The organism is Streptomyces sp. NPDC006393, assembly GCF_040628575.1.
Lineage (GTDB): Bacteria > Actinomycetota > Actinomycetes > Streptomycetales > Streptomycetaceae > Streptomyces.
The window spans coordinates 19449-42391 of record NZ_JBEXZD010000070.1; the positions used below are offsets into that span (position 1 = coordinate 19449).

Annotated in this window: 18 protein-coding genes; 8 read left to right on the forward strand and 10 right to left on the reverse strand. The window is 73.1% G+C overall.

Annotated features, from left to right (window positions below; genetic code table 11):
- Window positions 1-9: 9 nt before the first annotated feature.
- The gene (locus ABZ484_RS25420; RefSeq protein ID WP_358868228.1) at window positions 10-567 is read right to left on the reverse strand and encodes a TetR family transcriptional regulator C-terminal domain-containing protein; all 558 of its coding nucleotides are present in this window, start codon (window positions 565-567) and stop codon (window positions 10-12) included.
- A 131-nt stretch (window positions 568-698) separates the two neighbouring features.
- Between ABZ484_RS25420 and ABZ484_RS25425 the strand changes: the two genes are divergently transcribed.
- Window positions 699-1937 carry an FAD-dependent monooxygenase gene (locus tag ABZ484_RS25425; RefSeq protein ID WP_358868229.1) on the forward strand — a complete coding sequence of 413 codons (1239 nt, stop codon included), beginning with the start codon at window positions 699-701 and terminating at the stop codon, window positions 1935-1937.
- Between the two features lie 40 nt (window positions 1938-1977).
- On the opposite strand, the gene sbnA is transcribed toward ABZ484_RS25425, so the two are convergent.
- The 5 genes from sbnA to ABZ484_RS25450 are packed head-to-tail and all read right to left on the reverse strand — an operon-like array spanning window position 1978 to window position 11200.
- Window positions 1978-3021 carry a 2,3-diaminopropionate biosynthesis protein SbnA gene (gene sbnA / locus ABZ484_RS25430; RefSeq protein WP_358868230.1) on the reverse strand — a complete coding sequence of 348 codons (1044 nt, stop codon included), beginning with the start codon at window positions 3019-3021 and terminating at the stop codon, window positions 1978-1980.
- A gap of 53 nt (window positions 3022-3074) precedes the next feature.
- On the reverse strand, window positions 3075-4178 hold the full coding sequence (sbnB, locus tag ABZ484_RS25435; RefSeq protein WP_358868231.1) for a 2,3-diaminopropionate biosynthesis protein SbnB: 1104 nt from the start codon (window positions 4176-4178) through the stop codon (window positions 3075-3077).
- Window positions 4175-5179, reverse strand: coding sequence for a TauD/TfdA family dioxygenase (locus ABZ484_RS25440; protein ID WP_358868232.1), 1005 nt, complete (start codon window positions 5177-5179; stop codon window positions 4175-4177). The genes sbnB and ABZ484_RS25440 overlap by 4 nt, the downstream gene beginning before the upstream one ends.
- Window positions 5180-5210: 31 nt before the next feature.
- A complete protein-coding gene (locus ABZ484_RS25445; RefSeq protein ID WP_358868233.1) occupies window positions 5211-8591 on the reverse strand; it encodes an amino acid adenylation domain-containing protein in 3381 nt (1126 codons plus the stop codon).
- Between the two features lie 14 nt (window positions 8592-8605).
- Window positions 8606-11200: a Pls/PosA family non-ribosomal peptide synthetase gene (locus ABZ484_RS25450; protein ID WP_358868234.1), complete on the reverse strand. Its 2595-nt coding sequence runs from the start codon at window positions 11198-11200 to the stop codon at window positions 8606-8608.
- A 506-nt stretch (window positions 11201-11706) separates the two neighbouring features.
- On the opposite strand from ABZ484_RS25450, the gene ABZ484_RS25455 reads away from it, so the two are divergent.
- Complete coding sequence (locus ABZ484_RS25455; RefSeq protein WP_358868235.1) at window positions 11707-12651, forward strand: MIP/aquaporin family protein; 945 nt, start codon at window positions 11707-11709, stop codon at window positions 12649-12651.
- 95 nt (window positions 12652-12746) lie between these two features.
- On the opposite strand, the gene ABZ484_RS25460 is transcribed toward ABZ484_RS25455, so the two are convergent.
- Window positions 12747-13250 carry a lamin tail domain-containing protein gene (locus ABZ484_RS25460; protein ID WP_358868236.1) on the reverse strand — a complete coding sequence of 168 codons (504 nt, stop codon included), beginning with the start codon at window positions 13248-13250 and terminating at the stop codon, window positions 12747-12749.
- A gap of 146 nt (window positions 13251-13396) precedes the next feature.
- Here ABZ484_RS25460 and ABZ484_RS25465 point away from each other — a divergent pair, with 146 nt between their 5' ends.
- On the forward strand, window positions 13397-14041 hold the full coding sequence (locus ABZ484_RS25465; protein WP_358868237.1) for a class I SAM-dependent methyltransferase: 645 nt from the start codon (window positions 13397-13399) through the stop codon (window positions 14039-14041).
- Between the two features lie 19 nt (window positions 14042-14060).
- Here the strand turns inward: ABZ484_RS25465 and ABZ484_RS25470 are convergent, their stop codons facing one another.
- The gene (locus tag ABZ484_RS25470; RefSeq protein WP_358868238.1) at window positions 14061-15086 is read right to left on the reverse strand and encodes an alcohol dehydrogenase; all 1026 of its coding nucleotides are present in this window, start codon (window positions 15084-15086) and stop codon (window positions 14061-14063) included.
- 320 nt (window positions 15087-15406) lie between these two features.
- On the opposite strand from ABZ484_RS25470, the gene ABZ484_RS25475 reads away from it, so the two are divergent.
- Together ABZ484_RS25475 and ABZ484_RS25480 are read left to right on the forward strand one after the other, a co-directional pair.
- Window positions 15407-16453: a permease gene (locus tag ABZ484_RS25475; protein WP_358868239.1), complete on the forward strand. Its 1047-nt coding sequence runs from the start codon at window positions 15407-15409 to the stop codon at window positions 16451-16453.
- Window positions 16450-17268, forward strand: a complete 819-nt coding sequence (locus ABZ484_RS25480) for a TIGR03943 family protein (protein WP_358868240.1) — start codon at window positions 16450-16452, stop codon at window positions 17266-17268. The genes ABZ484_RS25475 and ABZ484_RS25480 overlap by 4 nt, the downstream gene beginning before the upstream one ends.
- 40 nt (window positions 17269-17308) lie before the next feature.
- On the opposite strand, the gene ABZ484_RS25485 is transcribed toward ABZ484_RS25480, so the two are convergent.
- Complete coding sequence (locus ABZ484_RS25485; protein WP_358868241.1) at window positions 17309-18463, reverse strand: Gfo/Idh/MocA family oxidoreductase; 1155 nt, start codon at window positions 18461-18463, stop codon at window positions 17309-17311.
- A 144-nt stretch (window positions 18464-18607) separates the two neighbouring features.
- Between ABZ484_RS25485 and ABZ484_RS25490 the strand changes: the two genes are divergently transcribed.
- Window positions 18608-19615 carry a LacI family DNA-binding transcriptional regulator gene (locus ABZ484_RS25490; protein WP_358868242.1) on the forward strand — a complete coding sequence of 336 codons (1008 nt, stop codon included), beginning with the start codon at window positions 18608-18610 and terminating at the stop codon, window positions 19613-19615.
- Window positions 19616-19802: 187 nt separating this feature from the next.
- Here ABZ484_RS25490 and ABZ484_RS25495 read toward each other — a convergent pair whose 3' ends face one another.
- A complete protein-coding gene (locus tag ABZ484_RS25495) occupies window positions 19803-20228 on the reverse strand; it encodes an ATP-binding protein (protein ID WP_358868243.1) in 426 nt (141 codons plus the stop codon).
- Window positions 20229-20378: 150 nt separating this feature from the next.
- On the opposite strand from ABZ484_RS25495, the gene ABZ484_RS25500 reads away from it, so the two are divergent.
- Window positions 20379-21146 carry an IclR family transcriptional regulator gene (locus tag ABZ484_RS25500; protein WP_358868244.1) on the forward strand — a complete coding sequence of 256 codons (768 nt, stop codon included), beginning with the start codon at window positions 20379-20381 and terminating at the stop codon, window positions 21144-21146.
- 78 nt (window positions 21147-21224) lie between these two features.
- Window positions 21225-22742, forward strand: coding sequence for a glycerol kinase GlpK (glpK, locus tag ABZ484_RS25505; protein ID WP_358868245.1), 1518 nt, complete (start codon window positions 21225-21227; stop codon window positions 22740-22742).
- The last annotated feature ends 201 nt before the right edge of the window (window positions 22743-22943 follow it).

The following is a 22943-nucleotide window of genomic DNA, read 5'->3' on the forward strand; positions in this document are numbered from 1 at the left end:
CCGCGCGCTTCAACGGAGCGCCGCCGACACCAGGCCGCGGACATCCGCCGGCGAGACGCTTCCGCCGTTCACCAGGCGATCGAAGACGAGTCCGTCCACGCAGGTCAGCAAGGTGACCGTACGCTCCTCGGCGTCGCCGACGCCCTGCGCGGCCAGGAAGGAGCGCACCACGTCGCGCCCCGCGTTCTCGCGCGGCGTGAGGATCTCCCGCAGCTCCGGATGGTGCACGCTCTCGATGGCGCAGGCGTAACGCGCCAGGGAGCGCCGCCGTCCGTCCCCCGTGAGCCGCCGCTCCATGAAGGCGGTGATCCCGGCCGCGAGCTCCTCGGCGTCGCGCGGCACCGGCGTCCTCCTTCCGGTCTCCTCCAGCTCGGCCTGGTCGTGTTCGACCAGGCGCCGCACCAGGGCGGTGAGCAGGGCCTGACGCGTGCGGAAGTAGGCGGAGGTCGTACCGGGAGGCACCTCGGCCTCCCGGTCCACCGCGCGATGGGTCAGCCCCCGCATCCCGCTGCGGGCGAGCACGTCGATGGCGGCGTCGGCGAGGACGGCGCGTCGGTCCCTGGGCACCCTCCATTTCTACACCCCGTTTCTACATCTGTAGAGGCGCGGGCGTAGTCTTCGGAACGGGTCTTCTACATCTGTAGAAAACCCGGGAGTCGTGGGTTGCGCATCGGGCATCGGGCATCGGGAGGACGGACATGGGTGACGGCGCGGTGGTGGTCGGCGGGGGCATCGGCGGGCTGGCCGCGGCCATCGGTCTGCGGCAGGCCGGCTGGGAGGTGACGGTGCTCGAACGCGCCCGGGAACTCGCGGACGTGGGCGCGGGCATCTCGCTGCACGCCAACGGCATGCGCGCCCTGGACGCCCTCGGTGTCGGCGACGCCGTACGCGCGGCCGCCCGGCCCCAGTACACCGGGGGCACCCGCACCCCGGACGGCGGATGGCTGGCCAGAATGGACGGAGCCGTGCTCGAACAGGCGCTGGGGACGCCGATCGTCGGCATCCCGCGCGCCGAGCTGCACCGTGTACTGCGCGCCGCGCTGCCGCCCGAGTGCCTGCGCATCGGGACGGAGGCGGCGTCCGTCGAGCAGGACGGTCCCGGCCGGGTGCGCGTGACCGTCGGCGGGAGCACCCCGGACAGCCCGGACAGCCCGGACAGCCCGAACAGCCCGGACACCTCGGACGCCTCGGACACACCGGCCCCCACGCACACCCTGGACGCCCACCTGGTCGTGGCCGCCGACGGCGTGAACAGCAGGCTGCGCGCCCAGCTGTTCCCGCGCCACCCCGGCCCCGCCTACAGCGGCTCGACGGTCCTGCGCGCCATCACCGAGCACCCCGTCGCGCTGCGCACCGACTTCGAACTCACCTGGGGCCCGGGCGCGGAGTTCGGCCACATCGCCTTCCGCGACGGCCGGGCCGAGTGGCACGCCGTGCTCAACGCGCCGCCCGGCCTGCGCCACACCGACCCCCTCGCCGCGGTGCGCCGCCGGTTCGCCGGCTGGCACACGCCGATCCCCGCCCTGCTGGACGCCACCCGGCCCGAGGACGTCCTGCACCACGACATCCACGAACTGACGACTCCGCTGCCCGCCTACACCGCGGGCCGGACCGTCCTCCTCGGCGACGCCGCGCACGCCATGACGCCCCACCTCGGTCAGGGCGCCTGCCAGGCCCTGGAGGACGCCGCCACCCTGGCGGCCGCGCTCGCCACCGCACCCACGGTGGAGTCGGCCCTCGCCCGCTACGACGCACAGCGCCGCCCACGGAGCCAGTCCGTCGCCCGCGCGGCCCGTCAAGCCGGCCGCATGGGCCAGCGGTTGAGCAATCCCCTGGCCGTCGCCGCCCGCAACACCGCCCTGCGGCTCGCCCCCTCCGGTGCGACCCTCCGGACCATCCTCCGCCACGCCGACTGGACGCCACCGGCCCGGTCCTGACAAGACGCCGCGCGGCGGAACGGGACCCTGCGGACAAGCCCTACGCCTCGCCGCGGTGGTCGCACGTCCGGGACACCGGCTCGCCGCCGGGGGAGCCGGCGGCCACCTCCTCCGAGGAGGGATCCAGGTCGTCGCCGAGGACCTGGTCGCCGTACAGATCCTCCAGCCAGGTCCGCTGGTAGATCGTGTCCAGGTAGCGCTCGCCGAGGTCCGGGGCGATGGCCACCGCGGTGAGGCCAGGGGTCTCGTTCCGGGCCAGCCAGTCCATCGCGCCGCTGACCACCGTCCCGGTGGAGCCGCCGAACAGGAACCCGCGGCGGGCCAGCCGGTGGCAGGCGCGGATGGTGTCCGCCTCCTCCACCCGGATGACCTCGTCGACGTAGGACTCGTCCAGCAGCGGCGGGCGCATGCTCATGCCGAGGCCGGGGATCATCCGCCGGCCCGGCTCGCCGCCGAAGGCGACCGAGCCGACGGTGTCCACCGCCACGATCCGCACCGGCCGGTGCCACTCGCGGAAGAAGCGGGCGCACCCCATCAGCGTCCCCGTGGTCCCCGCTCCCACGAACAGCACGTCCAGCCGCGGGAACTGACGGGCGATCTCCGGCGCCGTACGGCGGTGGTGCGCCTGCCAGTTGCCCGGGTTGGTGTACTGGCTCAGCCACACGTAGCGCTCGTCGGAGGCGCACAACGAGCGGACGTAGTCGATGCGGGCGCCCAGGAACCCGCCGTTGGCGTCCAGGTCGGAGATGACCTGGACCTCGCTGCCCAGCGCCTCCATGAGCAGCCTGGTGGACAGGTTGCAGCGGGAGTCCGTCACGCACAGGAACCGGTAGCCCTTGCTGGCCGCGATCATGCTGAGCGCGACCCCGAGGTTGCCGGAGGAGGACTCGATCAGGACCGAGTCCTCGGACAGCAGTCCCTCCTGCTCCGCCGACTCCACCATCTCGACAGCGGCCTTCAGCTTGATCGAGCCGGCGAAGTTGAAGCCCTCGCACTTCAGGTAGAGCGAGCGCCCGAAGATCGGCTGGAGGTCGACGTAGAGCTGGCCTTCGTTGAAGGCGTGGGGGGCGGTGATGACGGGCACGCTGGCCTCCTGATGCCTGGGCCGAGGGGAGGGATGATCAGCCGAGAGGACGATCACCCGTACCGGCACAGCTCGTGGAAGAAGTCGTCGACGACGCGGAGCCGCCCTGAGCGGGCCACCTCGTCGTGGACGAACTTGCCGACGGCGAGATCGAGGACGCCGAGGCCGAAGGGGGAGAAGATCACCGTGCGGTCGGCCGGCGGCTCCACCCGGCCGGTGAGGACGTCGTCGAGGGTGCCGTCCAGGAAGTCCCGTCCTCCGGTGAGCTGTTCGGTCAGGTGGGGGGAGGTGTCGGCCTTCAGGCAGTGCTCGACGTCGTCGACGAAGTTGGCCGAGTCGAGCAGGATCCGCGGGTCGAGGTCGCGCAGCGACACGTGCAGGACCACCGGGTGGTGGGCGAACCAGGACGGCTCACCGACATGCGGTTGGCCCGCGACGGTGGCGAAGACCACCAGGTCGCTGGAGCGGATCAGCTCCTCGGGGCTGTGGTGGACGGTGACCGGGCCGCAGGACCCGGACCCTTCGGCGCCGGCCTGCTTCAGGTAGCCGCAGAAGCCGGCGGCGCTGTCGGCGGACAGGTCGTACACGCCGACGGTGTCGAAGTTCCAGCCGGTGCCGGCGAGGAAGGTGTGGATGTAGCGGGCGATCAGGCCGGTGCCGAAGAAACCGACCCGGGTGGGCCGGGTCCGGCCGCGGCTGAGCCGGTCCGCGGCCAGGGCGGCGGAGGCCGCCGTCCGGGTGGCGCTGATGATGGAGCTCTCCAGGCAGGCGAACGGGTAGCCGGTGGCGGGGTCGTTGAGGATCAGCACCGCCGAGGCACGCGGCACTCCGGCCGCGACGTTCTCCGGGAAACTGGAGATCCACTTCAGGCCGTCCACGGCCACCGGGGCGCCGACGGAGGCCGGCAGCGCGATGATCCGGGACGTGGGCCGGTCGGGGAAGCGCAGGAAGTACGAGGGCGGGTTCACCGTCCGCCCGGCGCCGTGCAGCCGGTAGGTGGCCTCGACCAGGTCCGTGATCTCCCGCTCGCGGCCGTGCAGCGCCTGCTGCACCTGCGCGCCGGAGATCACCGCGAAGGACGGCACGGGACCCGGGCCGGCGGCGCCCGTTCCGGGGGCGGGGGACGTGACAGGGGTCACGGGGGTCACAGGGTTCATCGCCGGGTTCCCTCCGGGGTCGGGCGGCCCTCGGCGAGCAGCCGGGGCTCGGCCATGCCGACCAGCACCTCGCGTTCGCCGGTGAAGGGCTCCCTGCTGTGCGCGGTGCGGATGTTGTCGACCAGCAGCAGGTCGCCGGGCTGCCAGGGCTCGCGCAGGGTGTGCTCCTCGTAGGTGGCGTTGAGCAGTTGCACCACGTCCTCGCCGATCGGCGAGCCGTCCCCGTAGCGGGTGTTGAACGGCAGCCCGTCCTCGCCGTACTCGTCCACCAGGTACTCGCGCACCTCCGGCGCCAGCGTCCACTGGTTGAGGAAGGCGATCTGGTTGAACCAGCAGCGGCGGCCGGTGACCGGATGCCGCAGGACGGCGGCGCGGCGCTGCCGGGTGCGCAGCGACCCGTCCGGCTGCCAGGCGAAGTCGATGGCGTGGGCGCGGCAGTAGTTCTCCACGGTCTCCCGGTCCTCCGAGCCGAACGACTCGGCCAGCGACGCCCCGATCTCGTCGTTGTAGCTGCGCGTCAGCAGCCAGCCCTCGCGTTCGAACCGCTCGGTCAGCTCGCCCGGCAGCGCCCGCAGCACCGCCTCCCCGTCGGCCACCGCGGTCGCCCCGCCCCCCGTGGGCGCGGTGAGACACGCAAAGAGCATCAGGCCCGGCACCCGCAGTGCGTAACTCAGCTCGTGGTGCATGCACATCGGCTGGTTGTCCGGCCACGCCGTGGAGGAGTACAGCCCCGCGCCGTACGACGTCCGGGGCGCGAACGCCTCCCGCTCGGCCATGAGTTCCCCGCCCAGCCCGGCGAAGACCGCCCGGACCCGCTCCGGCTCCCGCAGCCCCAGGCCGCGCACGAGCACCGCGCCGTGCTCGGTGACCTGCGCGCGCAGCGCCGGACGGTACTCGGCCGCCCAGCCGGCCGCGTCGACCGGGGGATCGACGTGCAGGACCGGCGGCCGGTCCGGTCGCAGCTCCACCTCCAGCACTGACGCCGGGGACGAGAACGACATCTCGGTTTCCTTTCGTTGGGCGGGGAGGGCCTCAGGAGGAGGCCAGCAGCTCGGCGGCGCCGAGCACGGCCCGTGCCGCCTCGGCCGGCCGGGTGCGGGTGAAGTAGTGGCCGCCGTCGGCGAGTTCACGCAGATCCACGTGGTCGGCCAGGAGCCGCCAGTCACGGTGGTGCTCGTGGAATCCGGCGGTGTGCGGGTCGTCGGCGGCGACGACCACGGTGACCGGCGCGGCCAGCCTCACCGCCGGCGGGGAGTCCAGGGCGTCGGCGAAGTAGCGGTGCGCCGAGACGCAGTCGTGCCGGTAGGCGGCACCGATGTGCTCGGCGTGCCGCGCGTTCAGCTCCCCCAGCTCGGTGTAGCCGCTGTCCGCGCCCAGCCGCGCCGCGATGTCGGCGTTGCCGACCCGCTCCAGCTCCGCCGCGGCGGCGCGCCGCTCGGCGGCCGTCCCGGGCAACTGGGCGCCGAGGAACACCCGCACCACCTCCACCCCACGCCCGGGCAGCCGGCGCGCCGCCTCCACGGCGAGGGCGGCGCCGGAGGACTGGCCCCACAGCATGACGCGTCCGATCCCCCGCCCGGTGATTTCGGCGACGACCTCCTCGACCACCTGCTCCAGCGGCGCGAACGGCTCGTCGGCGGCGGCCAGGTCGTGGCCGGGCAGCTCGACGGCGTACACCGCCAGACCGCTGCCCGCCAGGGCGCTCGCCATCGGCTGGAAGTTGACCGCGTTGCCGCCCGCGTACGGGAAGCACACCAGGGCGCACTCCCGCCGGACGTCCGCGCCCGCCAGCGGCTGAAGCAGCCCGGAGCGTTGCCGCGCCGTGCCGTCCAGCAGCGCGGCGAGGTCGGCCAGGACCGGATGGCGGGTGATGTCCTTCAGGGACACGGCCCGGTTCAGGGCGATGGTGAGCTTCACCGCCGACAGCGAGGTGCCGCCGGAGTCGAAGAAGTGGTCCCCGCGGCCGATCCGCTCCCGGGGCAGCCCCAGCAGGTCGGCCCACGCCTCGGCCAGCCTGCGCTCGGTCGCCGTGCGCGGGGCGTCGCCGTGCTCCCCGCCCGGCCCCTGCGCACGTGCCGCGGGTTCGGTCCGTGCGCTCTGCTCGGCCAGCGCCGTGAGGGCCTTGCGGTCGATCTTGCCGTTGGCGGTCAGCGGCAGGGCCTCCTGCCAGTGGAAGGCCGTCGGCACCATGTACCCGGGCAGCGCGTCCCCCAGCGTCCGCCGCAGCTCCTCCGTCTCCAGGCGCCGGCCGGAGTAGTAGGCGATCAGATGCGTGCTGCGGCCCGCGAGTTCGGCGACGACCACGGCGCCGTCCCGCACCCCCGGCACCCGCAGCAGGGTGTTCTCGATCTCACCGATCTCGATACGGAACCCGCGGATCTTCACCTGGCTGTCCCGCCGGCCCAGGAACTCCAGCTTGCCCCCGGGATGCCAGCGTCCCCAGTCGCCGCCCAGATACAGCCGCTCACCCGGCCGGTACGGGTCCTCCCGGTAGGCCTCACGGGTGCGTTCGGGGTCGTTGACGTAGCCGCGCCCCACGCAGACCCCGGAGAAGGCGATCAGTCCGGGCGCGCCCAGCGGCACCAGGGACAGGTGCTCGTCGACGACGAGGACACGGACGTTGTTGACCGGCCGGCCCAGCAGCACCCGTTCCGGCACCGTGTCCATGACCTCGTGGTTGGTGTCGTCGGAGGTCTCGGTCAGCCCGTAGGCGTTGACCAGCCGGATGCCGGGGGCGACGCCGAACCAGCGCTGCACCAGCTCCCGTTTCAGCGCCTCCCCGGTCACCGACACACAGGCCAGGTCGGGCAGTTCGCGCGGGTGCCGCTCCAGGTACGACGCCACCACCTCCAGGTAGGAGGGCACGACCTGCGCCACCCCCACCCGGCCGCGGACCAGCGTGTCCACGAACCGCTCCACGTCCACGACCGCGTCCTGCTCCACCAGCAGCGTCCGCCCGCCCACCAGCAGGGCGGCCAGCAGCTGCCACAGCGAGATGTCGAAGCACTGCGGGGCCGTCTGCGCCACCACCCGGCCGGGACCGATCCCCAGGTCGTCGATCTTGGCGAACAGGTGGTTGAGCATGCCGGCGTGCTCGCACATCGCGCCCTTCGGCTCGCCCGTGGAGCCGGAGGTGAAGTAGATGTACGCCAGCGCGCCGGGTGCCACCTCCACCCCGAGGTCGTCCTCGGCGTGGTCCTCCGCGCAGGCGGCGTCCACCAGCAGCTTCTCGACGCCCGGCGCCGACGTGGCCAGGGCCCGGTCGAGGGAGGCGGTGCTGCCGGGCTCGGTCAGGGCCAGCCGGCACCCGGCCCGCTCCAGCGTCGCCGCGATCCGGCCGGGCGGGAAGTGCGGCTCGATCGGCAGATAGACGCCGCCCGCCTTGAACACGGCGAGGACCGCGGCCAGCCAGTCCAGGTTGCGTTCGGTGACCACCGCCACCACGTCCTCGCGGCCCAGCCCCCGTGCGAGCAGCGCCCGCGCCAGCCGGTTCGCTCGGGCGTTGAGCTCCGCGTACGTCCACGAGCGCTCGCCGTGCACGGCGGCCACCGCGTCGGGACGCTCCCGCACCTGCCGCTCGAACAGCTCGTGCGCCCGCGCCTCGGGCAGTTCGCGGTGCGGTCCCGCCAGTCCCTCGAGCTGCTCGCGCAGTTCCCCGGCGGACAGCAGGCTCTGCCCGACGTGCTCGGCGTCGGCGTCGGCTGCCATCAGCCGCAGCGCGGCCAGGTGGTAGCCGCCGACGCGGGCCGCGGCATCGGCGTCCAGCACGTCGGTGCGGTACCGCAGCCGCAGCGCCGCCGGCCCGTCACCGACCCCGCCGCTCCAGCGCACGGCCAGCACCACGTCCCCGGGCAGGGCGCCCTCGGCGGCCCCGGCACTCGGGGCGCGCCCGGCGCCGCCCGAGCCCCCGGCGTCCTCGGCGCTCCGGGCGCCCTGGGTGCCGTCGCCGGTGTCCATGGTCTCCCCGGCGTCGAACAGCACCTCGTACGGCGGCCGTGCCAGCCCCAGCTCGCGCCGCAGTTCGCTCACGGGGAAGTCCCGGTGCGTGAGCAGGTCCGCCTCGACCCGGCGGGCGCTGCGCACCAGAGCGCGCCATGTCGGCGGCGCGAGGGACAGCCGGCAGGGCAGCGGCCCGCCCCCGGCCCCCGTGGCGTACCCCGTCACCACGTCCCGCTCACCGGACAGCGCGGCCAGCACCTTGGCGTGAGCGGCCAGCAGCACCGCGCTGAACGGCACTCCCAGTTCGGCCGCCAGCGCGCGCACCGACTCCACCACGTCGGCGGGCACCGGTTCCTCGTGCCGGGCCACACCCGGCACGGGCCGCCCGCCGACCCACCGTGGAACGGCGGTGAATCCACCGGCGGTCAGCACGTCGGCCCAGAAGTCCCGGTCCGCTGCCACGAGCGTTCCCATCGAATGACCCTTCCTCAGTTCGCCGTCGGCGCGGCGGGGTTGCCTTCCCAGTGCGCGTGCGCGGAGACTTCCTCTCCCTTCATCAGGAAGGAGTCGGGGGCCAGCGCGGCCGAGTCGCCCATCGTCACGCCGTAGTGGACATGCGCGGCGACCCCGAGGGTGACGCCGGCGCCGAGCGTGGTGCGGTCGGACTTGAAGGTGCCGTCCTCCTGCGAATGGCACTGGATCTTGCTGCCGACGTTCAGCGTGCAGTCGTCCCCGATCGCTGTGAGCGTGCGCTCCGTGATGTAGCAGCCGTCGTCGAAGACCCGGCGGCCGATGCGCACCCCCATCAGCCGCCACATCAGGCTCTTGAACGGCGTCCCGTTGAACAGGGCGAGGTAGCGGTCCGGCACCTTCCACAGCCGCTCGTGCCACCAGAAATAGGGGTCGTAGATGGAGCACAGCCGGGGGCGCAGCGGACGGAAGGAGGTGATCATCCGCTCCACCAGCACGTAGTAGCCCGCGCTGAAGGCGACGGTGAGCGCCAGGGAGCAGGCGATCACCACGTGTCCGAGCGTGCCGTACAGGTCGACCGAGGCCAGACCGACCGCCGTGAGCGCGACCGTGTGCAGCCAGCGCAGGAACAGATGGAGCGCCATCGAGCGGGCGTTGTAACGATTCTTCGCGGCGAGGTTGCGGCGCAGTTCCTCGCCGGTGCGCAGGTGGTCGAACCGGGTGTCGCGCTCCACCGTGCGGGGGATCTCGAAGCAGGGCGAGCCGAGCAGGCCGACCCCCTCGCGGATCTCGCCGTCCAGGGGAACCATCACCTTGGTGGCCAGCAGGCAGTTGTCGCCGGTCCTGGCACCGGCCGGGAAGGCGATGTTGTTGCCGAGGAAGTTGCGGGCGCCGATCGAGGCCCGGGACACCCGGAAGGACGTGCGGGAGTAGTCCGCGTTGAGGACGGACAGCCCGTCGGCGACCATCGTGCCGCTGCCGACGGACACCAGGAACGGGGTCTCGTGCTGCACCTCGGTGCCGAAGTTGGAGCCGGTCTGCTCGACCTTCGACAGGTCGTATCCGATGCCGCGCAGATAGGGGACGATGTAGGAGCTGTCGCCGAAGAGCCAGGTGAAGAACCGGATGTTGGTCAGGGCGGTCGTCAGCCGGTGGGCGGCGTAGTGGAAGCCGTAGAGGGGATAGGTCCGGTCGGGCCTGACCGCCAGGCGCAGCAGCCGCGGCACCGTGCACAGGGCGGCCAGCCCCAGGACGACGCCGCCGAGGAACAGCACCGAGGCCACGATCAGCGTGTCGGTGACGAACTCCCCGGTCGAGGTGGCCCGCGTCCGCGCGTCCAGCCGGTCGCTGAGCGCCGGGACCTCGGCGAAGACCATGTACGCACCGCCGACGGCGAGCGGCAGATAGATCAGGAGCAGCTGGAGCAGGGACGACAGCGCGAAGCAGGCCCGCCGCAGGGTGCCGCACCGGGCCGGGGGCACGCGCACGTGGTCGACCTGCGTGGGCTGTGCCGGGGACCCGTGGCGGCGCTCGCCCGCGGGGATCTCCTGACCCCGGTACAGGGCGGAGGCGTGTCCGAGCTGGGCCCCGTCGCCCATGGCGGTGTCGATGTCGAGCACCGTCTTCTCGCCGACGAACACGTCCCGGCCGAGGGTGATCCGGCCGGTCTGGATGCGTCCGGCGTGCGCGCGGTAGCAGAGGAAGTAGGCGTCCTTGCGGATCACCGTGCCCGCGCCGATGGTGAGCAGGTCGGTGCAGACCGGCACGGAGCGGGAGAGGATCGTGACGTCCTTGCCGATCCGCGCGCCGAGCGCCCTCAGATACATCACGTAGAGCGGATTGCCGGCGAAGAGGATCATGGGATTGGCGTGGAGCAGCGCCTTGACGATCCAGAACCGCAGATAGGCCAGACCCCAGACCGGGAACTCACCGGCCTTCCAGCGTCCGACGAGCATCCACTTGGCCGCCACCGGGAAGGCGCACACGGCGATGAACCCGGCGCCGCCGCACAGCAGCGACCGCAGGTAGATGTCCAGGAGACCCGATGCCGAGGCGACCCATTCATAGGCCTGGGTGGTCGCCATCCCGATCACGAACGAGTAGCCGACGAAGATCAGCAGTTGCAGGGTCCCGCACAACAGGTAGCGCGCCGTGCCGGCCGGTGCGTCCCGGGCGGGCGGCGGTGCCGGCGCCGAAGCCGAAGGGGCCGGCCGTGCCGGGGGTGCGGAAGGTGACGTGGGCTCCGGGGCGACGGCCGCGGCGGCGGATCCGGCGGATGCGCCGGCGGATCCGGTGGATGGGGACGCGGGCCGGGTGAGAGCGGCCGCCAGGCCGCGGATCGTGGGGCACCGGTAGATGTCCTTCATGGACACGGACGGCAGGTCCGGCCGCTTCCGCACCCGTGCGCAGAACTGGGCCATCACCAGTGAGTTCGCGCCGAGGTCGGTGAAGAAGTGGCTGTCCGCCGGCACATCGTCGGCGTCCACGAGGTCCGCCAGGATGCCGGCGAGTTCCCGCTCGGTGTCCGCCGTCGTCGGCGCGGTGTTTCCGCGTGGGGCGATGGCGGGTCCGTCCGGCTCGGGCATCAGGATGTCGGCAGACTTCTCCACCATGCGTGCTCCCTGAGGAAGGGTCGAAAACCACCGGCCGGCGTGACCGGTCCACCCCGAGACCGTGCGCTGTCGTCTGAATCCGTTGTGGCTGAATCCGTTATGACTGAATCCGTTGTGGCCTGATCACGAAGGCTGATCACCAAAGCATGGATCAGTCTTGTGCCGTCAGGGGCCCGTTGCCACCTGTGCCGTCGGACTGCCGCGGGTCACCGTCGCGCCGGGACGGCCCGGCACGCCGCTTGTTTCCCGGCCCCAGCGCCAGGCGGGACGGGTGGCGGGATCACCCATATGGCGTTCACTCGTCCGGCCCTTCCCGCGCGTCGCGGCGGGGCACGACGAGGGCGGAGGGCGACCCGATGGGAAACCCTTGTCAGCCGAGTGGCCACAGCGCGTACGGACGCGCACACTGAGCAGTGACGCGGGGCCGCGACTGCGCATCATCGCGGGGCCGCCCGAAGCAGGGCTGTGCCGGCCCGCGGGCCGGACCGTTCGTCGAGGGGGCCTGTATGGCCGTAGAGATACCGCCTCTGATCAAACCCTCACGTCTCAGGCGCCGTGGGGGGCTGTGGGGCGAGTGCCTGGCTGAGTTCCTGGGGACCTTCGTCCTCATCGCCTTCGGATGCGGCTCGGTGGCCATGGCGGTCGCGGCGCTGCCCGGATCGGGCCGGACGGAGGGGCCCACCACCTTCTTCCTGGGGGCCGGGGACTGGCTGCTGATCACCTGGGGCTGGGCGTTCGCCGTGGTCTTCGGCGTGTACGTGGCCGGCGGCGTCAGCGGCGCGCACATCAACCCCGCCGTCACGCTGGCCTTCGCGGTGCGGCGCAGATTCCCGTGGGTGAAGGTGGTCCCGTACTGGTGCGCGCAGCTGGTGGGCGCCTTCGCCGGAGCGGCCCTGGTGTACGCCGTGTACCACGACGCGATCGACACCTTCGACGCGGCGATGAAGGGACCGAAGACGAACGGGCACACCGTCGCCTCGTTCTCCATCTTCGCGACCTTCCCGGCGCCCTACTTCCACGGCGGCGTCTGGGGCCCGCTCGTGGACCAGATCGTCGGCACCGCGTTGCTGCTGATGCTGATCGCGGCGGTCGTCGACCTGCGCAACACGGCGGTGAAGGCCAACCTCGGGCCGTTGGTGATCGGCTTCGTCGTGGCCGCTATCGGCATCTCCTACGGCGCGAACGCGGGATACGCCATCAACCCGGCCCGCGACTTCGGCCCCCGGCTGTTCACGTTCGCCGCGGGGTGGGGCGATCTCGCGCTACCGGGGTCCCTGGCCGGTTCGTTCAGCCACTACTGGTGGATCCCCATCGTCGGGCCGCTGGTCGGCGGTGTGGTCGGCGTGCTCGCCTACGACCTCTTCGTCGGTGACGTCCTCACGGTCCGCACCCAGGAAGGCATGCCGCCCGAGCCCGGGCGCACCCGCGTCAGCACGCAGGACGAGGAGTAGCGGTCAGGAACGCGTCCAGGGCGCGGCGTTGGAGGCCTCGGTCCCGGGACCGGCCGCCGGTGGCTGTCCGGCGGCCGGGTCGACCCGGCGCGGGGTCAGCCGTGGTAGGTGATGTAGCCGTTGCCGTCCCGGTCGTCGCGGGACTTGGTGTAGGAGTGCACGTCCGCGCGGGCGCCGGAGGACTTGTAGAGGTAGATGGTGTCCTTGTCGTTGTTCCACATGAAGTTGCAGTTCTGGCGGTAGGCGACGTTCTTGGCGTCGGACTCCGTGCCCTTGCCGCCGCGCAGGCTCACGTAGTCGCCGGGCTGGAGGTAGTGGTTGACGGTGAACCGGTACCTGTTGCCGGCGGCGTCCTTGACGACGTAGCCCTTGAGGTTGACGGTCGTGGAGCGCGAGTAGTTCTTGATGGTCAGGTACTCGCTCCTGGTGTTGCCCGTGCTGCAGCTGTTGGAGTCCCGCCCGGGCGCGTCGTACTGGATGCCCTTGATCTTCAGGGCGGAGGAGTACTCGGCGGCCTGTGCCGGGGCCGCGACGACGACGGCGACCGCCGCGGCGGTGGCGGTGGCGGCGGTGGTGGCGAGCGCGGAGCGTATGCGCATGAGGTTCCCCCCTCGGTGGTGCGAATGGAGCGGCAGGAGCTTACCCAACACGTGACGGCCGCGTGGCGGGAAGGTGGAGTAAATGTGAAGGCGGTCGTTGTGGGCGCGGTCTGCGGGCGGCGCGCGTGCTCGGATAACGTGGCGGCGTGACCGAGACCGCCTATCTCGCGGCCGTGCGCGAGTCGTACGACACCGTCGCCGCCGCCTATGCCGAACGCGTGCCGGAACCGGCCGCGTTGGACCCGCTGTCCCGCGGCATGCTGGCGGTGTTCGCCGAGTCGGTGCGGAGCGCCGGGACGGGGCCGGTCGCCGACGTGGGGTGCGGGCCGGGCAAGGTCACCGCCCACCTCGCCGCGTCCGGCGTCGACGCCTTCGGTGTCGACCTGTCGTCCCGGATGCTCTCACTGGCCCGGCGCGCCCATCCGCACCTGCGGTTCGTACAGGGTTCGATGACCGCCCTGGGGATCGGCGGCGGCACCCTCGGCGGCATCCTGGCCTGGTACTCCACGCACCACACGCCCCCCGCCCACCTGCCCGCGGTCTTCGCCGAGTTCCACCGCGTCCTCGCACCCGGCGGCCATCTGCTGTGGGGGTGCCACATCGGTGACGAACACGTGCGCCCCGCGCAGGGGTACGGGCACCCCGTGTCCTACGAGTGGTACTTGTCGCCCGTGGAACGGGTGGCCGAACTGCTCGGCGAGGCCGGGTTCGTGGTCACCGCGACCCTGGTGCAGGAGCCCGAGGGACGGCTGACCCGGCAGCACGCCTGCCTGCTGGCCCGCAGGCCCTGACCCCGCGGGCCCGGGCGCCTCACGCCGTGGTGAGCACCATACGGAAGCGGGCGGCGCCGGAGAGCATCCTCCGGTACGCCTCGTCGGCCTGCTCCAGCGGTACCGTCTCGGTCATCGGGCGGATCCCGTGCAGAGCGCTGAACGCCATGGTGTCCTGCACGTCCTGCGCGGTGCCGGACGGATGGCCGCGGATCTCCTTCCCGGCCGTGATCAGCTGCATCGGGCTGATCCCCAGCGGCTCGGGCGTCGCGCCGATGACGACCAGTTCGCCCCGGTGCGAGAGCCCGTCCACGGTCGCCGCGATGGCCTCGGAACTGCCCGCGGTGGCCAGCACGACCTTCGCGCCGCCCAGCGAGCGCAGCGCCTCGGCGACGGGGGTGCCCGCCGTGCTGTCGACGTAGTGGTGGGCGCCCAGCCGCTTGGCGATGTCGGCCTTGTCGGCGCCCCGGGCGATCGCCACCGTCTCCAGGCCCATGGCCGCCGCGTACTGCACGCCCAGGTGCCCCAGACCGCCGATGCCGAGCACCGCGACCAGGTCGCCCGGCCGGGCGGCGCTGCGCCGCAGCCCGTTGAACACGGTCACGCCGGCGCACGCCATCGGCCCCGCGTCGACGGCGGCCAGCCCCTCGGGGATCCGGGCCAGGGCGTCGACGGGTGCGATCGTCCGCTCGGCGAAGCCGCCGTCGTACGCCCAGCCGGGCACCTTCAGGTTCTCGCACACGATGAAGTCGCCCTGCCGGCACGGTGTGCAGTGGCCGCAGCTGCCGCCGAACCAGCCCACCGTCACCCGGTCGCCCTCCTCCCAGCCGAACTCCCGTGCGCCGTCGCCGAGCGCGTCGATCCGGCCGGCGATCTCGTGACCGGGAACCACCGGGAACCGGATCCCGGGCACCGCCGCGTCCACGAAGAACGCGTCGCTGTGGCAGACGCCGCAGGCTTCCACGGCGATCCGCACCTGTCGGGGGCCCGGCTCCGCCACCTCACGCTCGGCGATCTCCAACGGCCCACCGGCAGCGGTCGCCTGGGCGACTCTGTAGGTACTCATGTCCGACTCTCCCGGTCCGATACGGCGCTCCCGCCACGTACCCCCACCTCCAGCACACCAGCCCGGAACGGATCGCGCGCGCCGAGCCCTCGCCGCCCGGACCGCCGGGCGCCCGGGGACCGCGGCCGATGCCGACCGTCGTGCGGTCGGCGTGCGGCCACCGCGGGTGGTCGAACACCGGACGTCGGCCCCCTCTGTCGGTGGGAGCGACTGTGGCCCAGAGGGTTGGACGCGTTCAAAAACGGTCGGCGCGTCCCGCGCGCGGGACGGGGCGGCGGGCCCGCTATGTTCTCTCCGGAGAATCGATCTTCGGAGCCCGCATGCGCGAGACAGACGTACTGGGGGAGGAAGCGGTGAGACCCCCGGTGGCCCCGGCCGCCCGCGCGGTCGCCGCCGACGCCCCCGCCCGTGGCCTGCCCCGGTTCTGGCCGCTCCTGCTGCTGGGCGCGGCCGTCGTCCCCGGCGGGGTGATCTTCGCCGCAGGGCGGTGGGCGGACGCGCCGGCCCTCCAGGCCTGGCGGACCGTCTGTCTCGCCGTCACCGTCCAGGCGCTGCCCTTCCTGCTGCTCGGCACGGCCCTGTCCGGCGCCATCAACGCCTTCGTGCCGGCCCGCGTGTTCAGCCGGGTGCTGCCGAAGCGGCCCGTCCTCGCCGTCCCGGTGGCCGGGGTCGCCGGCGTCGTCCTGCCCGGTTGCGAATGCGCCTCGGTGCCGGTCGCGAACAGCCTGATCAACCGGGGCGTGACCCCGGCCGCCGCGTTCGCGTTCCTGCTGTCGGCGCCCGCCGTCAACCCGGTCGTGCTGACCGCCACCGCGATCGCCTTCCCCGGCAAGCCCGCCATGGTGCTGGCCCGGCTGCTGGCCTCGCTGGCCACCGCCGCCGTCATGGGCTGGCTCTGGCTCTTCCTGGGCCGCGACAAGTGGCTCCGGCCCACCGTGCGGCACACCGGGCACCAGCCGGGCCACGACCGCTGGACGGAGTTCCGGCGCGGCTTCCAGCACGACTTCCTGCACGCGGGCGGCTTCCTGGTGCTCGGTGCCATGGCCGCGGCCACCTTCAACGTGACGGTCCCGCGCACCGTGCTCGACACCTTCTCCGGCTCGCCCTGGCTGTCGGTGCTGTTCCTGGCGGCGCTCGCCGTCCTGCTGGCGGTCTGCTCGGAGGCCGACGCCTTCGTCGCGGCCTCGCTCGCCGGGTTCTCCCCTCTCGCCCGGCTGGCGTTCATGGTGGTCGGTCCCATGGTCGACCTGAAGCTGATCGCCCTTCAGGCCGGCACCTTCGGCCGCGCGTTCGCGGTCCGCTTCTCCGCCGCCACCCTGGTCGTCGCCGTACTGTGCAGCGTGCTCGTCGGAGGTTTCCCGCTGTGAGACGCCCCCTTCAGGTGGCCCTGCTGGTGCTCAGCGGCCTCGGCCTGCTGCACGCCTCGCTCTTCACCGACCTCTTCCTGCGCTACGTCAAGGAGGGCATGCGGCCGCTGCTGATCGCCTCCGGCGCGGTGCTGCTCGTGCTGGGTGTGGCGGAGGCATGGGCGTCGCGGCCGGACGCGGGCACCGCCCGCACCTCCCGCGACGGCCACGCCCTGCACGACGGTCACGCCCACGCCTCCCGCCACGACGGTCATGCCCGCGCCTCCCGCCACGACGGCCACGGCCACGGTCACGACCACGGCTCCGTGCCCCGCGTCGCCTGGCTGCTGCTGCTTCCGGCGCTCAGCCTGCTGTTCTACGCCCCGCCGGCCCTCGGCGCGTACACCGCCTCCCGCGAGGCACCCAGGGCCGTCGACCGGCAGAGCCACTTCGACCCGCTGCCCGCGACCTCACCGCTCCCGATGACCCTCACGGACTTCACCCGCCGGGTGCAGCAGGACCGCGAGCAGTCCGTCCGGGGCCGCACCGTCCTGCTGACCGGCTTCGTCACGCCGGAGAAGGGCCGCGACACCTGGTACCTGACCCGGATCATCCTCTCCTGCTGCGCGGCGGACGCCCAGTCCGTGAAGGTGCGGATCTACGGGACTCCGGCGCCGGCCGCCGACACCTGGGTGTCCGTCACCGGTACCTGGCACCCCGGCGGCACCCTGGGCACGGCGTCCGCCCAGGCGGCCATGGACGCCCGTGGGACCGAGAAGATCCCGCGTCCGGTCAACGGGTACACGGACGACCTCCCGCTCGTGCCGTCCCGCTGACGGCTCGGGCGGCGGTCCGGGGGACGGTCCGTTCGACGGCTCAGGCCACCGTCACCCAGCTCCGCTCCCGTGCGGAGACGGCCATGGCGTCCAGGGCCGTCGCGGCGGCGACGGCGTCGGCGAGGGTCGCGCCGTGGGCGGTGCCCTCCATGACGGAGCGCAGGAAGTGGTGGGCCTCGATGACCTTCAGGTCGTCGTAGCCCATGGCGTTGGCCGCCCCGGGCTGGAAGGCGGCGTACTCGCCGTGCCCGGGGCCGACGTGGACGGTGCTGACGGGCTGGTCCTGATACGCGGTGCCGCGACTGACGCCGAGTTCGCCCATGCGGCGGAAGTCCCAGAACAGCGCGCCGGTGGTGCCGTGGATCTCGAACCCGTAGGCGTTCTGCTCGCCGACCGAGACCCGGCAGACCTCCAGCACCCCGCGGGCGCCCGAGGCGAAGCGCAGCAGGCAGCCGGCGTAGTCGTCGTTCTCGACGGGGCCGAACTCGCCGCCGCTCGCCCGGGCGTGACCGGCGGTGGCGCCGGCCGGACGGGCTCGCTCGGGCAGGAACACGGCCGTGTCGGCGGCCAGCGAGTCGATCTCGCCGATGAGGTGGCGGGCGAGGTCGACACCGTGGGAGGCCAGGTCGCCCAGGACTCCGCTGCCACCGCGCTCACGCTCGTACCGCCAGGTCAGCGCGGACTCGGGGTGGGCGGCGTAGTCGCTGAACAGCCGGATGCGGACATGGGTGACCGCGCCGATCTCGCCGGTGGCGATCATCTCGCGGGCGGCGGCGACGGCGGGCGCGTTGCGGTAGTTGAAGCCGACGGTGCCGTGCACACCGGCCCGCGCGGCCGCGTCGGCGACCGCGCGGGCGTCGTCGGCGCTGAGGCCGACCGGCTTCTCGATCCAGATGTGCTTGCCGGCCTCGGCCATGGCCACACCGATCTCGCGGTGCAGGAAGTTCGGCGCGGTGATGCTGACCGCCCGCACCCGGGGATCGGCGGCGATCTCCCGCCAGTCGCGGGTCGCGGAGTCGAAGCCGTACCGCCCGGCCGCCTCGTCCGCCCGTCCGGGCACCTCGTCGGCGACCGCGACCAGGTGCGGGCGGACCACCAGCCGAGGGAAGTGGTGGGCCACGCGGACGTAGGCCTGGGTGTGCACCCGCCCCATCCAGCCGAATCCGACGACGGCGACGCCGAGCGTGTTCACCATGGCAGCCCCTCTTCACAGCCCGTCTTTGGACCGATCCAAAACCTCGCTCACCCTGACCGTCGCCACCGCCGGGTGTCAAGGCGCTGATCCCGGCCGCGCACTCGCCCTTTACAAGCGCCGGCCCCTTGTGGAACGGTCCATCGCGTGCGACCCCCGACCATTCGTGATGTGGCCGCGCGGGCCGGTGTGTCGAAGTCCCTGGTCTCGCTGGTGCTGCGCGGCTCCCAGAGCGTGCGTCCCGAGAAGCGGCGGGCCGTCCTCGCCGCGATCGAGGAGCTCGGCTACCGGCCCAACGCCGCCGCCCGCAGCCTCAGCGAACGGCGCACCCGCACCGTCGGCGTCCTGCTGAACGACCTGCGCAACCCCTGGTTCGTCGAACTTCTCGACGGGCTGACCGCCCGCCTCCACGACAGCGGCCTGCATGTGCTGCTCGCGGACGGACGGCTCGACCGGCGTCTGGGGCAGGACCTCACCCGTACGTTCACCGAACTGCGCGTGGACGGTGTGGTCGCCGTCGGCACCCTTCAGGACCCGACGGCGCTGCGCACGGCGGCCGAACGGGTGCCCACCGTCGTCGCCGGCGCCCGGGAACCCGAGCTGCCCGGGGTGGACGTGGTCGCGGGAGACGACGAGCACGGCGCCCGGCTGGCCACCGAGCACCTGATCGGCCTCGGTCACCGGCGCATCGCGCACATCGCGGGGCGGGGCGCGGTCGGTGAGCTGCGCTTGCGGGGCTTCGAGACCGCCATGCGCGAGCACGGTCTGGCGGACACGGCGGTGGTGGAGCGGGGCGACCTCACCGAGGAGGGCGGCTACCGGGCCACCGTCCGGCTGCTCAGCCGGAGGCGGCGGCCGACCGCCGTCTTCGCCGTCAACGACATGACCTGCGTCGGCGCGCTGTCGGCGGCCGAGGAGAGCGGCCTCAGCGTGCCCCGCGATCTCTCCCTGGCCGGATACGACAACACCTACCTGTCCCGGCTGCGGCATCTGTGGCTGACCACGGTGGACAACGCCGGCCACGACGTGGGCCGGCGCGCCGCTCAGCGGCTGCTGGACCGGATCGAGGATTTTGGCCGCTCGCGTACCGTGGACCTGACCGTGCCCGTCCTGGAGGTGCGCGGCAGCACGGCGGCGCCGTCCGGCCGCGGCTGAGCCGCCGCACGGTTCGCGGGCCCGTGCGCCGCCCGGTGCGTCGTGGCCGATCGGTGTCGGGCAGAGCCGGCCAGAAGGGTGCCGACATGGCCGAACCGGGGTCGGGGTGATCGTCTGCGGCGGCCCCCGTCCGCAGGGTCCTGTGGCGGCCCCGGCCCAGGGTCCTGTGGCGGCCCCCGCCGGGGGTTCAGCTCGCGAGGACCTCCGCCCAGCGGCTGGTCCTGCCGCGGTCCGCGCGCACCCCGCACCGGGCCGACAGCGCGGTGACGATGGCCAGGCCGCGGCCGTGCTCGTCCGGGTCGGGCGCCGCCGCCGGCTCGGGCGGTGACGCGGGCCCCAGGTCGGTCACCTCGACGTGGACGGCCCGCCGGCCGTCGACCGGCAGCCGCCACACGCGCAGCGTGGCGGGCGGCCGGGCGTGCACGAGCGCGTTGGTGACGAGTTCCGAGACGACGAGGAGCACGTCGTCGGCGGCTTCGCCGGGCAGGTCCCAGGAGCGGAGGAGCGCGTGAACGCGATGGCGGACGGCCGACACGGTACCTGGCGTGTCCGGCAGCGGGAAGGCGTGGTCCACCTCCCTGTGAGGCGCGGCCTCGAGCTGCGCTACGGACATGATGTCCCCTCCTCCTCCGGGCGGCGCTGCCGACCGGGAGCCGGGCGCGACAAGGAACGCTAAGAAACGGATGGGCGCCCGGTCAACGCGTGGCGGTCGGCATTACCGAACGGCAGTCCTCACCGGGGCAAACAGGACTAAAATCGCCATATGGCCGGACCTGTCCAGTCCATCGAACGAGCGGCGGCGATCCTGCGCCTGCTCGCCGGTGGCCCCCGCAGGCTCGGGCTCGGCGAGGTGGCGTCGTCCCTCGGGCTGGCCAAGGGCACCGCCCACGGCATTCTGCGCACCCTCCAGCACGTCGACTTCGTCGAGCAGGACGAGGCCACCGGGAAGTACCAGCTCGGGGCCGCGCTGCTGCACCTGGGCACCAGCTATCTCGACGTCAACGAACTGCGCTCGCGCTCCATCAACTGGGCCGACGCGCTGGCCGCCCGCAGCGGGGAGGCCGTCCGCCTGGGCACGCCCCTGGAGGGCAAGGTCCTCATCGTGCACCACGTCTTCCGGCCCGACGACACCCTCCAGACCCTGGACGTGGGCGCGCTGCTGCCGCTGCACGCCTCCTCGCTCGGCAAGGTCCTGCTGGCCTTCGGCACCGCCACCCTCGACCCGATGCCCGCGGACGGCCTGGAGGCCTACACCCGCCACACCCTCGTCGTACGGGAGGACCTGGACCGGGTGCTGGCCGAGATCCGCGAACTCGGCTGGGGAGCCGAGGTGCAGGAGATGAGCATGGGAGACGCCGGCGTCGCCGCCCCGATCCGCGGCCACGGCGGTCTCGTCGTGGGCGCCATCGGCCTGTCCGGCGCCGTCGAGCGGATCTGCGATCCCCGGGGCCGGCCGTTGCCCGCGCTGATCGCGCTGCTCCGGGAGGCGGCCCGGGCGATCTCCCGGGATCTGGGGGCGGTTCGCTGGTAGGTCCCCGCAGCTCTCCGCCGGACGGTCTCACCGTCGAGGCCTCCCGCGTGCGCGACGCATCGGAAGGACGGTCCGAACATGGTTGAGCGGTATGTGATGTCCATCGACCAGGGCACCACGTCCACACGATGCATCCTGTTCGACCATCGCGGGCGGCTGGTGTCCGTCGCCCAGCGGGAGCACCAGCAGCACTTCCCCCGGCCCGGCTGGGTCGAGCACGACGCCCTCGAGATCTGGCGCAACGTCCGGCGCATCGTCCCCGAGGCGCTCGCGAGCGCGGGCGTGGACGCCGAGCGGATCGCGGCCGTCGGGATCGCCAACCAGCGCGAGACGACGGTGCTCTGGGACCGGCGCACCGGCGCCCCGCTGGGCCGGGCCATCGTCTGGCAGGACACCCGCACCGCGCCGCTGGTCGAGACGCTCCGGGACCGGCCCGGCGACGAGTTCTTCCTCGACCGCTGCGGCCTGCCTCCCTCCACCTACTTCTCCGCCCCCCGGATCCGCTGGCTGTTCGACCACGTGGAGGGCCTGGAGCAGCGCGCCCATGACGGCGAGGTGCTGTTCGGCACCATCGAGAGCTGGCTGATCTGGAACCTGACCGGCGGCACCGACGGCGGCCTGCACATCACCGACCCCACCAACGCCAGCCGCACCATGCTCGTCAACATCCGGACCCTGACGTGGGACCCGGAACTCATGGAGTTCTTCGGCGTGCCGCCCACCCTGCTGCCCGAGATCCGGTCCTCCGCGGAGAGCTACGGTGAGGCCCGCGCGCTGCTCCCCGGCGTCCGCATCACCGCCGCCCTCGGCGACCAGCAGGCCGCCCTGTTCGGCCAGACCTGCTTCTCGCCCGGCGAGGCCAAGTGCACCTACGGCACCGGCAGCTTCCTGGTCATGAACACCGGCACCGACCTGGTGCGCTCCCGGCACGGCCTGATCACCACCGTGGCCTACAAGATCGCCGGCCAGCCCACGGTGTACGCCCTGGAAGGCCCGATGGCGGTCACCGGTTCGCTGGTCCAGTGGTTCCGCGACCGGCTGGGCCTGATCAGCACCGCGCCCGAGATCGAGACCCTGGCGCGCACGGTGGAGGACAACGGCGGCTGCTACATCGTTCCCGCCTTCTCCGGCCTGTTCGCCCCGCACTGGCGCAGCGACGCGCGCGGGGTCGTCGTCGGCCTCACCTCCTACATCACCAAGGGCCATCTCGCGCGGGCCGTGCTGGAAGCCACCGCCTGGCAGACCCGGGAGGTCGTCGACGCCATGAACGCCGACTCCGGGCTCGCGCTGCGGGAGCTCAAGGTGGACGGCGGCATGACCTCGGACAACCTGCTCATGCAGATGCTCGCCGACGTCCTCGACGTACCCGTCGTACGGCCGCTGGTGGCCGAGACGGTCTCCCTCGGCGCCGCCTACGCCGCCGGGCTCGCCGCCGGATACTGGCCGGACCTGGAGGTCCTGCGCCGCAACTGGCACCGCGCCGCCCAGTGGCTGCCCGACATGGACCCCGAACGGCGCGCGTGGGAGTACGAGAGCTGGCAGCGGGCGGTGGAACGGTCCCTGGGCTGGGTCCGGGAGCCCGGCCGGCCGCACTGACGCCACGCCGTCCCCGAGACGCGGGCGGGCCCTCCGCGATGCGCGGCGCGGAGAGCCCCGGGGCTCTCTTCCGAACCCCGCGGGTCTGAGTAACCAGCGGTCCGGCGGCCGATTCGGGCCCGGCATGCCCCGCCGCCGGACACCCCCACGTGGCACCCGCCGGCGGGGGGGGGCCCGCGGCCGTGCGGGGCGCCGTGGTCA